The sequence below is a fragment of the Rhodopseudomonas telluris genome (assembly GCF_042432815.1).
Classification (GTDB): domain Bacteria; phylum Pseudomonadota; class Alphaproteobacteria; order Rhizobiales; family Xanthobacteraceae; genus Rhodopseudomonas; species Rhodopseudomonas telluris.
Window position 1 is genome coordinate 1 of sequence record NZ_JBHLWM010000013.1, and the last position, 13658, is coordinate 13658.

The following is a 13658-nucleotide window of genomic DNA, read 5'->3' on the forward strand; positions in this document are numbered from 1 at the left end:
AAGGCGAGTTCTCCGACGTCACCCGCAGCTACGCCGGCAAGGGCGTGCTGCGCTACGCGTGGTGATCCCGAGCGGTCGTGACGGCGCGGCGGAGCCCCGCCTCAGTGCATCGTCTTGCTGCTCTTGAGGAACGGACGGCGGGCGGATTCGTGCTTCTCGTAGAGTTCGAGCCAGCGGCGGTCCTCCGGCCTGTACCAGTCGTCCTCGATCGCCGGCGGCGGGCCGCTCTTGGCGATGATCTCGTCCAGCCGGAAGAACTCGGCCGTTTCTTCTGAAGTGAGGCCGATCAGCACCCTGTTGCCGGAGGAGTCGAGTTCGTAGTCGTCGTCCTTGATCATGCGGCCAATTGAGCATCTGGGCCGCACGGGTCAACGAAATTGCCCCCTTAACCTAACCGATCAACCTTACCGGGGCCGCTAAGTCCCATTTCGTGCATAGCCGGATCAGTTCCCCCGTTAACATTCTATTCTTTCTCTGCAACTACACGTTTACCTCAAGTAAATTGAGCAGGCTACGCGAGCATTGAGACGTGCCGCGCGATGGGAGACGAATTGATGCTGAAATCGATCTCGGCACGCATGATCGTGGCGATTACGCTGGTGGCCATCGGTTCGTGCGCGATGCTCGCCGGCTTCAGCTTCTGGCGCCAGCAGGCGACCATCGAGGTGGCGCTGGAGCGCGAACTGCGCAGCGATTATGCCAATCTGGTCGGCGCGATCGAGGCAGAAACCCGGACCACGCTGGCGGTCAGCGAAACGTTGGCCGCCATGCAGGTGGTCAAGGATGCGATCCGTTCCGGCGATCGCGACCGCACGGTCCTGCTGATGAAGGAAGCGCACGGCAAGCTGGCGCCGCGCGGACTCGATCTGATCACCATCCAGGTTCCGCCGTCGGTCACATTCGCCCGTGTCCACAAGCCGGACGCGTTCGGCGACGACGTGTCCGGTCGCCGCAAGATGGTGGTGGAAGCGCTGACCAAGGCGCGTGCCGAAGGTGGCATCGAGCCCGGCCGTGACAATCTGACTGTGTTCGGCACGGCGCCGATCATCGATGCCAAGGGCTTGATCGGCACGATGGATGTCGGTTCGCCGTTCGGCGCCAATTTCGTCGGGCGCATGAAGTCGCGTTTCGGCGTCGACGTCGCGATCCTGCAGCCCGCCGGCGACAAGATCAACGTCATCGCCTCGTCGATCCCGGCCCTGGTGCCGGATGCCGACGCCGTGCGCCGCGCGATGTCGGGCGAATTGGTGATCCGCAAGGGCGAAGATGGCGGCAAGGCGACCGGCGTGTCGTTCGGCCAGATCAAGAACTACTCGGGCGCTCCGGTCGCGGTGATGCAGATCGTGCGCGACGCCAGCGCCTATGCGGCACTCACCGAGAGCGCGATCGAGTGGCTGGTGCTCGCGACGCTGTGCGCGGCGCTTGCGGCGGCGGCGATTGCCGTGTGGCTCGGCCGCAGCATGGCGAAGCCGATCGTGGCGCTCGAAGGCGCGATGCACGAGATCAGCAAGGGCCATCACGCGGTCGACGTGCCGGGCTGCAACAGGCGCGACGAGGTCGGTTCGATGGCGCGGACCGTCGAGGTGTTCAAGGAAAGCCTGATCGAGACCGAGCGGCTGCGCGCCGCCCAGGACGAGCAGCGGATCGCCAATGAAAGCGAGCGCCGCAAGACCATGCTCGAACTCGCGGCGCGGTTCGAGGCCAGCGTCGGCACCGCGGTGCAATTGGTCGGCTCGGCGGCGACGGAACTGCGCGGCACGGCTGACTCGATGGCCGGCACCGCCACCGAATCCGAACGACGCATCAGCGCGGCGACCAGTGCGTCGGCGGAAGCGACCTCGAATGCGCAGGCGGTCGCGGCGGCCGTCGAAGAGCTCGACGCCTCGATCGCCGAGATCGGCAAGCACGTCGATCAGTCCGCGCAGGTCGCCGGCGAAGCAGCCGGGCAGGCCGGCCGCACCAACCATGAGGTCAAGGGGCTCGCCGAGGCGGCGCAGAAGATCGGCGAGGTGGTGACGCTGATCAGCGACATCGCGGCACAGACCAATCTGCTCGCGCTGAACGCGACGATCGAAGCTGCCCGCGCTGGCGAGGCCGGCCGCGGTTTCGCGGTGGTCGCCGCCGAGGTCAAGGCGCTGGCCGAGCAGACCTCCAAGGCGACCGAGGAAATTTCGTCGCAGGTCGGTGCGATCCAGCTCGCGACGCAAAGCTCGGTGGCGGCGATCGAAGGCATCACCACCACCATCGGCCGCGTCAACGAGATCGCCACGGCGATCGCCAGCGCGGTGCGCGAGCAGGGCACCGCGACGCGCGAGATCGCCCACAACGTCGCCGAGGCCGCGCGCTCGACCACCGAGGTGTCGACCAACATCGTGCATGTGAGCGATGCCGCGCGCGAGACCGGCGTTGCCGCCAGCCAGGTGGTGGACGCCGCCACCGAGCTTTCGCACACCGGCGAAACCCTGAAGGCGCAAGTGAAGGCGTTCCTGGACGAAGTTCGCGCCGCCTGATCTCGCTTCGACGGCCGCGAGAGTTCCGCTCTTGCGGCCGTATGGTTAAGCGACGCTAAAAAGATACCATTCAATTCTCTTTAATCAGATTGAGCGACTGTGCGCGTCATGACGCGCGGAGTTCGTTTGTATCTCGTCGGCTCCATCGTCCTCGTATCGCTTGCCGGTTGCGGACGCGGTCTGTTTCAGACCGCCGAACGTGAACCGTGGCGAACCGAGGCCGAGGTTGCATGTCTGAAATCCGGCGCCGTCAAGGAAGGCCCGGATCTGGTCCGGATCGATCCGATCTCCGGGCCGGGCGTGTGCGGCGCCGAGTTTCCTCTCAAGGTCGCGGCCCTCGGTGAAAGCAGCGCGATCGGCTTTGCCGACGATCTGCGTCCGCCGGCGTCGGTCGGCGGCGGCTCGCAGCCGCGCTGGCCGGGCGCGCAGCCGAGCTACGGCGCACAGCCGCGCAACTATCCGCCGCAGCAGCCATCCTACGGCGCCGCGCAAGGCGGCTATGGCGCAAACGCCAGCTACGACAATGGACGCGGCGGTCCGGTCTCGCTGAGCGCGCCGGGAACGGCGCCGGCCGCGCAGGACATCGAGCTGCCGCCGGAAGGGGCGGACCGTCCGCCGGCCGAGAACGTCACCGGCTACTCGCGCGAACCGAATGCCTCACCGCGCTATCCCGACGAACAGCGCCCGCTGCCGCGGCTCGGACCGGCGCAGAGCAATGTCACCGGCTCGGTCGGTCCGGTGGCGCTGAAGCCGACCGCGACGCTGGCGTGCCCGATCGTTTCGGCGCTGGATCGCTGGCTCGCCGAGTCCGTGCAGCCGGCGGCGATGCGCTGGTTCGGCCAGCGCGTCGTCGAGATCAAGCAGATCTCCGCCTATTCGTGCCGCGGCATGAACGGCAATCCGAACGCGCACATTTCCGAACACGCTTTCGGCAACGCGCTCGATATCGCCGCCTTCGTGCTGGCGGACGGTCGGCGCATCACCGTGAAGGGCGGCTGGAAGGGCTTGCCCGAAGAGCAGGCGTTTCTGCACGACGTGCAGGACTCGGCCTGCCAGATGTTCACCACGGTGCTGGCGCCGGGGTCGAACGTCTATCACTACGATCACATCCACGTCGACCTGATGCGCCGGCGTAGCGCCCGCAGCATCTGCAAGCCGGCGGCAGTGCCCGGCGAAGTGATCGCGGCGCGGCTGCAGCAGCGCAATCCCTATGCGTCGAGCGGCTGGAACGGTCCGACCGGCTCGATCGGCCGACCGACGGCGCGCAAGGCCGTCAGCCGCGACGAAGCCGAGGACGATTAGTTGGGGCTTGGTTGCGGCGGGCCCGGCGGCGGTCAGTCGGCGCCCGGCTTCGTCCTGTAGGTGGCCAGGAACATCCGCGTCGCGCTGTCCACCACCTCGGCGATGTGCTGCGGCGAGGGCGCGCTCGTCATCTGGAAGATGAACGGCAGAAACAGCGTCGCCTGGCACAGCTTGGTGAATTGCGACGCGGCGAGGTGGCAGTCGTCGATCTGCAGCGTGCCGGCCTGCACCTGCTGCTCGAGATAGCGCGTGAACTTGCCGAGCGAATTGGCGATGACGCGTTCGTAGTAGTGGCGGCCGACCTCCGGCATCCGTTCGGCGATCGCCATCACGGTGCGGATGGCGGACGCGCCGCGCGGATCGCACAGCAGCTTGATGTAGGCCGCGCCGAATACTTTCAGCGACGTTTCGACGTCGAGCGCCGGCACGAACTCGAAGGCCGACATGCCCTGCGACAGGCTTTCCTGCTCCATGATCTCGCAGAACAGAGCGTTCTTGTCGGCGAAGTAGACGTAGAGCGTGCCCTTGGAGACGCCCGCCGCGCGCGCGATCTCGCCCATGCTGGCGCCGTCATAGCCCTGCTCGAGAAACACCTGGCGCGCGCCCTTGACGATCTGACGGCGCTTGGCGCTGTCCTCGTCGATGTGGGGCACCGGGGCCGATGCGTGTGCAACCATTGGTTCAGCGTGTCCTGAAATCGTCGCGGGCGTCAGCCCAAACATTGATCCCTGCCTGGTAGATTTGCTCAGGAAACTATCTTGACCGAACCGTTCGGTCAATTTATTTGAGAATGACTGTCAGGGCGAAGGGGTCCGGGCAGGCGCTCATCGTGAGCCAGTCAGGAGATGCCGATGTCCGGACGCGACCAAGCTGCCCGCGTTCTTCGATCCAATCCCGACGAGGCGGCGCCCGCCGCGGCTCTGCCGCAAGACACCGGGCCCTCCCAGAGCGATGCGCTGCGCTCGCGGTTGGAAGATACCTCGACGCTGAAGCTCGCCGAACCGTCGGAAGCGAAGACCGAGGCCGAGCCGGTCGCGGCTCAGGCGCGTCCCGCACCCGTCGTCAAGAAGCCCCGCCGCAAGCGGATGCTGCTGCTCGGCGTCGGCCTCGCGGCGCTGGCCGCCATCGCTTATTTCGGCACCGAATACATGCTGGTTGGCCGCTTCATGGTGTCGACCGACGACGCCTATGTGCGGGCCAACAACACCACGCTCGGCGCCCGCGTCGCCGGCCACATCGCCGCGATCCTGCCCGGGGACAACACGCTGGTGAAGGCGGGGCAGGTCGTGTTCAAGATCGACGACGGCGACTACAAGATCGCGGTCGACAGCGCCCGCGCCAAGATCGCCACCCAGCAGGCCACGATCGAACGGATCGGCCGCCAGGTCACCGCCCAGCAGAGCGCGGTCGAGCAGGCGCAGGCGCAGCTCAATTCCGCCGAGGCAGCGGCCAAGCGTGCCGATCTCGATTTCGATCGCCAGCAGGCGCTGAGCACCAAGGGCTTCGCCTCCCGCGCCGTGTTCGAGACCTCGCAGGCCAGCCGCGACCAGGGCGTCGCCTCGGTCGCCGCCGCCAAGGCGGCCTACGACGCCGCGCGCGACAATGTCGAAGTCACCAAGGCGCAGCAGAACGAGGCTCGCGCCCAGCTCGCCGAGCTGCAGAGCGCGCTGGCCAAGGCCGAGCGCGACCTCGATTTCACCAATGTCCGCGCGCCCGTCACCGGCACATTCTCCAACCGTCTGGTCAACACCGGCGACTACATCAATGCCGGCCAACGGCTCGCCAACATCGTGCCGCTCGACGGCGTCTATGTCGACGCCAACTTCAAGGAAACCCAGTTGGCGCGGCTGAAGCCCGGCCAGACGGTCGATCTGTCGGTCGACGCTTACTCCGGCCGCAAGATCGAGGGCACGGTGGACAGCCTCGCGCCGGCAGCCGGGCAGGTGTTCACGCTGCTGCCGCCCGACAACGCCACCGGCAACTTCACCAAGATCGTGCAGCGCGTCCCGGTCCGCATCCGCGTCCCCGCCGACGTCGCCCGCGAAGGCCTGCTGCGCGCCGGCATGTCGGTGTACGTCAAGGTCGATACAAGGACCGGGAAGTAAGCATATTGCTGCGGCGGCAGACTTCCTGCCGGCGACGCGTCGACGTCTGAGCACAGAATGAGTTGCTCGTCATGCCCGGCCTTGTGCCGGGCATCCACGCCTTGCTGGGGAAGCCTCGACAAAGGCGTGGATGGCCGGGACAAGCCCGGCCATGACGGAGGTGGGAGCATGAGGCTCTAGGGAATCGCCGATGTCGGCATCGACAACCACAACTGCCGAAGCAGTGCCGCAGGAGCCGTCGGAGCACGTGCCGGCGAGCCGGCTGATCGCGTTCCTGATCATGGTGTTCGGGATGTTCATGTCGATCCTGGACATCCAGATCGTCTCGGCATCGCTCTCCGAAATCCAGGCCGGCCTATCGGCGTCGTCGTCCGAAGTCTCCTGGGTGCAGACCGCGTATCTGATCGCCGAAGTGATCGCGATTCCGCTGTCGGGCTTTCTGTCGCGCGCGCTCGGCACCCGCAACCTGTTCGCGATCTCGGCGGCCGGCTTCACCTTCGCCAGCCTGATGTGCGGCTTCACCTCGTCGATCACCGAGATGATCGTGTGGCGCGCGATCCAGGGCTTCCTCGGCGCCGGCATGATCCCGACCGTGTTCGCCTCGGCCTACACGGTGTTTCCGCGGAGCAAATTCAATCTGGTCGGCCCGATCATCGGTCTCGTCGCGACGCTGGCGCCGACCATCGGCCCGACGGTCGGCGGCTACATCACCGACCTGATGTCGTGGCACTGGCTGTTCTTCATCAACGTCGTTCCCGGCATCGGCATCACCATCGGCGTCTGGTTCTTGGTCGATTTCGACGAGCCGCATTACGAGCTGCTCGATCACTTCGACTGGTGGGGGCTCGGCTTCATGGCCGGCTTCCTCGGCTCGCTGGAATACGTGCTGGAAGAAGGCCCGCGCAACGACTGGTTCAACGACGAGTCGATCTTCATCTTCGCGATCGTCTGCGTGGTCTGCGGCGTCGGGTTCTTCCTTCGGGTGCTGACCGCGCGCGAGCCGATCGTCGATATCCGCGCCTTCACCAACCGCAATTTCGCGTTCGGCTGCCTGTTCTCGTTCTGCGTCGGCATCGGCCTGTACGGGCTGACCTACATCTATCCGCGCTACCTCGCCGAAGTCCGCGGCTACAGCGCGCTGATGATCGGCGAGACGATGTTCGTCTCCGGCATCGCGATGTTTCTCTCGGCCCCGCTGGTCGGCCGGCTGATGACGCTGGTCGACATGCGCCTCCTGATCGCCATCGGCCTGCTGCTATTCGCCGCCGGCACCTGGCAAATGACCTGGATCACGCGCGACTACGATTTCTACGAGCTGCTGTGGCCGCAGATCTTCCGCGGCGTCGGCATGATGATGGCGATGGTGCCGGTCAACAACATCGCGCTCGGCACGCTGCCGCCGCAACGCGTCAAGAACGCCTCTGGCCTGTTCAACCTGACCCGCAACCTCGGCGGCGCGCTCGGCCTCGCGCTGATCAACACCGCGCTCGACAACCGCACCGACTTCCACATCTCGCGCCTGCACGACAAGGTGAACTGGGGCAACGCCCAGGCGGTCGATTTCCTCACCATGCTGACCCAGCGCTTCCAGGGCATGGGCGACGCCTCGATGATGGCGCTGAAACAGTTCAACCAGATCGTCCACCGCCAGGCCGTGACCATGAGCTTCGGCGACGCCTTCTTCCTGCTGACGATCTTCTACATCGGCCTAAGCACGATGGTGGTGCTGGTGGCGAAGCCGGCGAATCCGGCGGCGGCCGGGGGCGGGGGCCATTGAGGGCGGCTGCGGTGGCGTGACGTGCCCCACTCGCCATGCTAGGCTGAAGCATGGCTTCAGATACACGCAGCACCAAACGGCCAGCGGAGGAGGGCTTCCTCCTCGGCGCTGAGTTGTTCGAGAAGATCAGCGCGGTCGAGGGGATCGAACTCACCGATGACATGCTTCGGCGTGCCAGGGAATCCGAGCGTCTGAAGCTTTCACCAGACGAACGCCGCGAGCGCATCAAGGCCGTCTACCGGAAGAGCTGAGCTCCCGGATGTACGATGCAGTCGCCGATCCGTATTGCTACCCCGGCAGCACTGTACTGAAGAACTTGCTCGACCTCCGCGATCAGGTCGTGCTCGATCGCTATGAGGCGGAGATCACCTCGGACCGCGCGCGGGAACCTTTTCCCGAGGGCAAAGTCAGCCCGGCGCTGTACTGCGCGTTTCATCGTCACCTGTTTCAGGACGTATATGCCTGGGCCGGTGAGTACCGGACGGTGCGGATCGCAAAGGGAGGCAATCCCTTCTGTTTTCCGGAACACATTGCGGTTCAGGTTCAGCGTCTATTTGCCGACCTCGAGCAACAGCAATTCCTTCGCTCCCTCTCGATCGAGGCGTTTGCCGTCAAGGGCGCTCACTTTCTAAGCGAGCTGAATGCGATTCATCCGTTTCGCGAGGGAAACGGACGAACGCAGCTCGCATTCTTCGCGTTCCTGGCGGAGCGTGCCGGTCATCCGCTTCGGCGGCAGGGATTTGATCCGGCGCAGATGTTGGCTGCAATGATTACCAGCTTTTCTGGAGACGAAATCCCACTGCAGTCCGTGATCCGGGACCTAGTCTCGAAGTAGCCGACCAGGACCGCCAATGGCGAAGGGCCCGGCGCATCACGCCGAGCCCTTCATGATAAGTATCAGCCGGCCTGTAAGCCGGGTTCTGGAGGGCACCGCTCGTTTGCACGAGTGATACGCGACGGCCATTCCTCTGGGACGCTGTTTGCACAGCGCCTCGAGCAACCTACCCGGACGGCGGGTTTGACATCACCCTGCGGAGTTATCGCCCCGAAGAGCGAACTATCCGCGATGCCGTCCCTATTCGGTTTTGCTCCCGGTGGGGTTTACCATGCCGTCTCCGTTGCCGGCGACGCGGTGCGCTCTTACCGCACCTTTTCACCCTTACCCCGCTTCGCCTGACGGCGACGCGGGGCGGTTCGTTCTCTGTGGCACTTTCCCTGGGGTCGCCCCCGCCGGACGTTATCCGGCACCGTATGTCGATGGAGCCCGGACTTTCCTCCCCGGCGGCCTTTCGGCGCTTGCCGGAGCGGCCGTCCGGCCGACTGACGCGGCAAGCCATGCGGGCTTCGCGCCGCTGCGTCAAGGCGAAAGGGCGCGGCGTGGTCCGCCCTCAGCCCACCGCGGCGACCGGGTGTGCGTCGGCGGGCAGGATGCCGAGCAGCGCGTGCAGAGTCGCCAGCGTCGAGGTGTCGGCGATGCCGTCGACCTTCTCGGGCCGGAAGTGACGCTGAAACGCGGTCACGACCTCGGCGGTCGCGTGGTCGTATTTGCCGCTGACGGCGATGCCATAGCCGTAATCGGCCAGCGCCTGCTGCAGCGCGCGGACATTCTCGCCCTCGGCCCCGTGTTTCAGTGTCTCGCCGCCGGGTTCGATCCGGGCCGGCTCGACGAACAGGCCGACGCCGGAGGCGGCGAGCGATCGCCACGGAAATTTCTCGCCGGGGTCCTTCTTGCGCGCCGGCGCGACGTCGGAGTGGCCGAGCACGCGGTGTGGAGCGATGCCGCGGCGGATGATGATGCCGCGGCACAGCGCGATCACCGCCGCGATCTGCCGCAGCGGGTAGTCGGGATAGCCCCAATCATGGCCGCGATTGATGATCTCGATGCCGATCGAGCAGGAGTTGATGTCGTCCTCGCCGGCCCATTTGGCGACGCCGGCGTGCCAGGCGCGCTTGGCTTCCTGAACGCATTGCAGGATCCGGCCGTCCTCGAGCACCACGTAATGCGCCGAGACCTCGGTGCCGGCCTTGCACAGCCGGGTCAGCGCGCTCTCGACGTCGGGCATGCCGGTGTAGTGCAGCACGATCATGTCGGGCTGCCGGCCCTTGTTGCGTTCGCCGAAATTAGGCGAAGGGATCACATCGGAAACGACTGAAGAATCTGGAATGAAAGTCTGCATGGCCACGATGCCCTTGGGCAGTGGGACGATACGTCGTTGTTTCGACTCTGGACCCGCAGACGCGAACGAAGCTGGCATCACACTATCCAAACCCGGCAGGAGAACGGCGGAGGCGCCCGACGCAACACGCGGCGCCGTATGCACTATCCCGGGCACGACCCCAGGTCGCAACGCGCGCATGTCATGATTTGGTCGTTTTCTGTGGAGTGTGGATGATCGGCATCACAGGGATACCGCTGGGCCAAGCGGTTGAAACCGTGAAGATCGCCGGATCGTGAAGCGGCTCCGTCAACGTTTTCTTAAGGCTAAGAGACGTTACTGAGGGGTGAAGAGCCGTATTGCCGGGAACTGCCGGCCCCCTCTGAACAGCCCATAAGCCGATGGCAATCCAACAGATTCCCGCCGGAGCGCCGGGTTCGCCAGGATGGGGGACGGGTGTGCCGGCCAAATTCCGTGTGGAACCGGGAGTTTCGATCCACGATGCGCCGGTTGCCGACGATGTCTCTGCCGAACTCGCTGCCGGCTGGGCGCTCGATCCCAGCGGGCGGGCGGGCCTGCGCGCATGGCGGGCTGGGCGCATGAACCAAGCACGTCCGCGCCATATTCCGGTCCTGGGTCACGAGGCGGTCGGCTTGCTCGCGCCGCGCGCGGGTGGAATTTATGTGGACGGCACCTTCGGGGCCGGCGGCTACACGCGGATGATTTTGGAGGCCGCGGACACGCGGGTGATCGCGATCGACCGTGACCGGACCGCGATCGCCGGCGGCTTCGATCTGGTGCAGGGCGCCGGCGGCCGGCTGACCCTGGTCGAGGACCGCTTCTCCAACCTGGCCGAGGTCTGCGCCGCGCAGGGGCACGAGCGCGTCGATGGCGTGGTGATGGATATCGGCGTGTCGTCGATGCAGGTCGATCAGGCCGAGCGCGGCTTCTCGTTCCGGCTCGACGGGCCGCTCGATATGCGGATGGGCGGCGACGGCCCGACCGCCGCCGATGTGATCGCCCGCGCCTCCGAGACCGATCTCGCCAACATCATCTACATCTTCGGCGAGGAGCGTTACTCCCGCCACGTCGCCAAGGCGATCGTCGTCGCGCGCAGCGAGGCGCCGATCACCACAACCCGCGCGCTGGCCGACATCGTCGCCAAGGTCGTACGCAGCAAGCCCGGCGAGATCCATCCGGCGACGCGGACGTTCCAGGCGCTGCGGATCTTCGTCAACGAGGAGCTCGACGAGCTGTATCAGGCGCTCGCCGCGGCGGAGCGCGTGCTGAAGCCGGGCGGCCGGCTCGCGGTGGTGTCGTTCCATTCGCTGGAAGACCGCATCGTCAAAACCTTCCTGACCGAGCGGAGCCGCGTCGGCGGCGGCTCGCGGCATCTGCCCGAGCTGGCGACCGCCAAGCCGAGCTTCACCGTGCTGACCAAGCGTCCGATCGCTGCCGGCGATGCCGAGGTCGCGGCCAATCCGCGCGCGCGCTCCGCCAAGCTGCGCGGCGGCGAACGCACCGACGCGCCGGCACATGCGCCCGACGATCTGCCGGGCTGGCCGACGCTCGCGGCGGTGATGAAGCCGGGCGGGACGAGGGCCGGCCGATGATGCGCATCATTCATGTGGCCGTGATCGCCATGCTGGTGTTCGCCGCGGCCTATGTCTATCGGATCAAGATGGAGTCGACGGTGCGCACCGAGAAGGTGCTGCAGCTCCATGCCGAAGTGCGCAAGGAGCGCGAGGCGATCGCGCAGCTCCGCGCCGAATGGGCCAAGCTCGATGCGCCCGGCCGTCTGCAGGGGCTGGCCGAACGGCACCTCAAGCTGAAGCCGATCAACGCCCGACAGTTCGACCAGCTCAAGAACCTGCCGGAGCGGCCGCCGAGCATCGTCAATCCGGGCGATCCCGATCCGATCGCCTCGATGATCGAGAAGATCGACCCCGACATCATCACCGGCTCGCTGCCGGTGCCGGAGGCAGCGCATTGACCGAACCGTCGCTCCCCCTCGTCGGGCATCACGTCAACTGGCGCCGGCGTATGATCCGCAGCCTGATCTACGGCAAGGACGTGGATCGCGACGCCAAGGCGCGGGCCCGCGTCGGGCTGGCAATGCTGGCGTTCGCGGCGGTGTATGGCATCATCGCCTTCAAGCTGTCGATGATCGCCGTGCTCGGCGACAGCCACGGCACCCGCCGGACCGGTGCGTCGGACGCGATCGCCACCGCGCGCCCCGACATCGTCGACCGCAACGGCACCATCCTGGCGACCGACGTCAAGACACCGTCGCTGTTCGGCGAGCCGCGCCGCATCATCGATCAGGACGAGGCGGTCGAGCTGCTCACCGCGACGCTGCCCGATCTCGAAACGCAGGAAGTGCGCGAGCGCCTCGCCTCGAAGAAGGGCTTCGTCTGGCTGAAGCGCGAAATCTCGCCGCGCCAGCAGGCCGACATCAAGAACCTCGGCATCCCGGGCATCGGCTTCCTGCGCGAGAACAAGCGCGTGTATCCGACCGGGCCGGAAGTCTCGCATCTGATCGGCCTCGTCAACATCGACAACCAGGGCATCGCCGGCATCGAGAAATGGCTGGATACCAACGGCCTCGCCGATCTGCACCGCGCCGGCTTCGCCTCGGACCGCCTGCAGAAGCCGGTCGAACTGGCCGTCGACATCCGCGTCGAGCACGCGCTGCGTGACGAACTGATCAAGGCCAAGGAGAAGTACAGCGCCAAGGCGGCGTCGGGCCTCGTCTCCAACGTCAGGACCGGCGAGATCGTCGCGATGGTGTCGCTGCCGGACTTCGACCCGAACAATCCGCGCGAGGCCAACGATCCCGATCGCATCAACCGGCTCACCACCGGCGTGTACGAGATGGGCTCGACCTTCAAGACGTTGACGCTGGCGATGGCGCTCGACGCCGGCAAGGCGACGCTGCATTCGATGTACGACGCGCGCGGCCCGCTGCACTACGGCAAGTTCAAGATCCACGACACCCACAACATGGGCCGCGCGATCTCGCTGTCCGAAGTGTTCACCTATTCGTCGAACGTCGGCGCCGCCCGCGTCGCGCTGTCGATGGGCGTCGAGGCGCACAAGGCGTTCCTGAAGAAGGTCGGCCAGCTCGACCGGCTGCGCACCGAGCTTCCCGAAAGCGCGTCGCCGATCGTGCCGAAGCGCTGGGGCGACCTCAACACCATCACCATCTCGTTCGGCCACGGCATCGCGGTGGCGCCGCTGCAGGCGGTGATGGGCATCAACGCCATGGTCAATGGCGGCTACCTGATCCCGCCGACCTTCCTGCGCCGGAGCGAGGAAGACGCGCTGAAGATGGCCAAGCGCGTCGTCAAGAAAGAGACCAGCGACAAGATCCGCTATCTGATGCGGCTGAACGCCGAGGTCGGCACCGCCAAGACCGCGGACCAGATCGCCAAGGGGTATTACATCGGCGGCAAGACCGGCACCTCGGAGAAGGTCGTCAACGGCCGCTATGCCAAGAAGCAGGTGCTGAACTCGTTCACCGCCGTGCTGCCGGCCGACAATCCGCAGTTTCAGGTGCTGGTGATGCTCGACGAGCCGAAGGCGCTGCCGGAGACCCACGGCTTCATCACCTCCGGCTGGAACGCGGTTCCCACCGGTGGCAATGTGATCGCCCGAATCGCCCCGCTGCTCGGGATCGAGCCGCGCTTCGACCTGCCGCCGCCCGACCGCCTCATTCTTGCGTCATCGAGGGCCGGCCAATAGCGCCGCGCCCTGCGCGCGGCGGTGATGCGTCAGTCGTGTTGCGCCGCGGGCCGCTTGCGTTAAA

Annotated in this window: 12 protein-coding genes and 1 other RNA gene; 9 read left to right on the forward strand and 4 right to left on the reverse strand. The window is 66.1% G+C overall.

Features of this window, described 5'->3' with window-relative positions:
• Positions 1-101: 101 nt before the first annotated feature.
• Positions 102-338 (reverse strand): hypothetical protein, encoded by a 237-nt coding sequence (locus ACFFJ6_RS25270; protein WP_378393178.1) that lies wholly within the window; start codon positions 336-338, stop codon positions 102-104.
• Positions 339-554: 216 nt separating this feature from the next.
• On the opposite strand from ACFFJ6_RS25270, the gene ACFFJ6_RS25275 reads away from it, so the two are divergent.
• Both ACFFJ6_RS25275 and ACFFJ6_RS25280 read left to right on the forward strand, forming a co-directional pair.
• On the forward strand, positions 555-2510 hold the full coding sequence (locus ACFFJ6_RS25275) for a methyl-accepting chemotaxis protein (protein ID WP_378393180.1): 1956 nt from the start codon (positions 555-557) through the stop codon (positions 2508-2510).
• Positions 2511-2618: 108 nt separating this feature from the next.
• The gene (locus ACFFJ6_RS25280) at positions 2619-3812 is read left to right on the forward strand and encodes an extensin-like domain-containing protein (RefSeq protein ID WP_378393182.1); all 1194 of its coding nucleotides are present in this window, start codon (positions 2619-2621) and stop codon (positions 3810-3812) included.
• A 32-nt stretch (positions 3813-3844) separates the two neighbouring features.
• Here ACFFJ6_RS25280 and ACFFJ6_RS25285 read toward each other — a convergent pair whose 3' ends face one another.
• Complete coding sequence (locus ACFFJ6_RS25285) at positions 3845-4489, reverse strand: TetR/AcrR family transcriptional regulator (protein WP_378393184.1); 645 nt, start codon at positions 4487-4489, stop codon at positions 3845-3847.
• Positions 4490-4663: 174 nt separating this feature from the next.
• Between ACFFJ6_RS25285 and ACFFJ6_RS25290 the strand changes: the two genes are divergently transcribed.
• The 4 genes from ACFFJ6_RS25290 to ACFFJ6_RS25305 all read left to right on the forward strand — a co-directional run bounded on the left by ACFFJ6_RS25290 (position 4664) and on the right by ACFFJ6_RS25305 (position 8529).
• Positions 4664-5917: an HlyD family secretion protein gene (locus tag ACFFJ6_RS25290; RefSeq protein ID WP_378393186.1), complete on the forward strand. Its 1254-nt coding sequence runs from the start codon at positions 4664-4666 to the stop codon at positions 5915-5917.
• Between the two features lie 190 nt (positions 5918-6107).
• A complete protein-coding gene (locus ACFFJ6_RS25295) occupies positions 6108-7694 on the forward strand; it encodes a DHA2 family efflux MFS transporter permease subunit (protein ID WP_378393188.1) in 1587 nt (528 codons plus the stop codon).
• 50 nt (positions 7695-7744) lie between these two features.
• Positions 7745-7945, forward strand: a complete 201-nt coding sequence (locus ACFFJ6_RS25300) for a hypothetical protein (RefSeq protein ID WP_378393190.1) — start codon at positions 7745-7747, stop codon at positions 7943-7945.
• Between the two features lie 8 nt (positions 7946-7953).
• A complete protein-coding gene (locus tag ACFFJ6_RS25305) occupies positions 7954-8529 on the forward strand; it encodes a Fic/DOC family protein (RefSeq protein ID WP_378393192.1) in 576 nt (191 codons plus the stop codon).
• A 58-nt stretch (positions 8530-8587) separates the two neighbouring features.
• On the opposite strand, the gene rnpB is transcribed toward ACFFJ6_RS25305, so the two are convergent.
• Positions 8588-9018: RNase P RNA component class A (gene rnpB, locus ACFFJ6_RS25310), an RNA gene on the reverse strand.
• Between the two features lie 64 nt (positions 9019-9082).
• A complete protein-coding gene (locus ACFFJ6_RS25315; protein WP_378393194.1) occupies positions 9083-9949 on the reverse strand; it encodes an N-acetylmuramoyl-L-alanine amidase in 867 nt (288 codons plus the stop codon).
• A gap of 500 nt (positions 9950-10449) precedes the next feature.
• Here ACFFJ6_RS25315 and rsmH point away from each other — a divergent pair, with 500 nt between their 5' ends.
• Genes rsmH through ACFFJ6_RS25330 form a run of 3 tightly spaced genes read left to right on the forward strand, consistent with a single transcriptional unit; the run spans position 10450 to position 13594 of the window.
• Positions 10450-11463 (forward strand): 16S rRNA (cytosine(1402)-N(4))-methyltransferase RsmH, encoded by a 1014-nt coding sequence (rsmH, locus tag ACFFJ6_RS25320; RefSeq protein WP_378393196.1) that lies wholly within the window; start codon positions 10450-10452, stop codon positions 11461-11463.
• Positions 11463-11843: a cell division protein FtsL gene (gene ftsL / locus ACFFJ6_RS25325; protein WP_254986435.1), complete on the forward strand. Its 381-nt coding sequence runs from the start codon at positions 11463-11465 to the stop codon at positions 11841-11843. Before rsmH ends, ftsL begins: the two co-directional genes overlap by 1 nt.
• A 50-nt stretch (positions 11844-11893) precedes the next feature.
• Positions 11894-13594: a peptidoglycan D,D-transpeptidase FtsI family protein gene (locus ACFFJ6_RS25330; RefSeq protein ID WP_378393250.1), complete on the forward strand. Its 1701-nt coding sequence runs from the start codon at positions 11894-11896 to the stop codon at positions 13592-13594.
• The last annotated feature ends 64 nt before the right edge of the window (positions 13595-13658 follow it).